This is a genomic window from Neisseria sp. P0001.S005 (assembly GCF_051963715.1).
The window spans coordinates 1-1068 of record NZ_JBQCTZ010000425.1 but is presented as its reverse complement, the minus strand read 5'-3'; the positions used below and the strand labels follow the sequence as shown (position 1 = coordinate 1068).

Annotated in this window: 1 protein-coding gene; it reads right to left on the bottom strand. The window is 44.3% G+C overall.

The genetic code is table 11. The features are described 5' to 3' along the window. Positions 1-52: 52 nt before the first annotated feature. The coding region (locus ACTHSP_RS20775; RefSeq protein WP_440346855.1) for a cytochrome b at positions 53-1068 on the bottom strand (1016 nt) is incomplete at its 5' end.

The following is a 1068-nucleotide window of genomic DNA, read 5'->3' as shown; positions in this document are numbered from 1 at the left end:
AATAAGGCAGCAAACCAGTTTTTCAGAGTTTGTTTCATTTTCGCTGCCCTCATCAGATATTGGTTGCAAACAAGTAAGCACCGACAACGGTAATACCGACGTAAACAAAGAACATAATTTTTTGTTTAGTAGTGCTCATGGTTACGCGTTCAGGCGTAGCTTTTTCGCTATTAAACGCATTCAGGAATGGAATAGCTGCAAAGAAAACAGTGTAAGCCAGAACGAACGCCTTAACGATGTTATTTGGCAAGACTGCAACTAAATACAGGTTATAAATAATTAAGGCAGCATAAACAAACAGACTGATTAAATATTTAATACCACCAGCTTTTTCAGCCAACCATTTAGGGTTTGTATGCAAAGGCATACCGATGAAGAACAAGAAATAGAATGCACTGAATGCACGAGCAAAAGCTGTACGAGTATCATCTGCTACCAACGCACCCAAAATTCCCAAGCCGATAAAAGATACAACAAACAACGCCAACATTACTTTGAAAGAGTTGTTGCGGTAACGAACAGATTTTACAGGTGACTTATCCAGCCAAGGTAACAAGGCAATCAATACAACTGCTGCACCCATGCCGATTACACCCCATACCTGAGTACCTGCCATCGAAGGAATCGCACGCAAAATTGCGTAGAACGGAGTGAAGTACCATACCGGAGCAATGTGCGGAGGTGTTTTCAGCGCATTAGCTGCATCGAAGTTTGGCGCTTCCAAGAAGTAGCCGCCGCCTTCAGGTGCAAAGAACAACACAGAACAGAAGACAATCAGGAATACAACGACGCCCAAGATGTCTTTAACGGTGTAGTAAGGATGGAATGGGATACCATCGCGTGGAATACCGTTTTCGTCTTTGTTTTTCTTGATTTCAACGCCATCAGGGTTATTAGAACCCACTTCGTGCAGGGCGATGATGTGAGCCACAACCAAGCCGAGCAATACCAGAGGTACTGCGATAACGTGCAGGGCGAAGAAGCGGTTCAAAGTAACGTCGGAAACGTTGAAGTCACCGCGGATCCAAGTGGACAAATCAGGACCGATAACAGGGATGGCGGAGAACA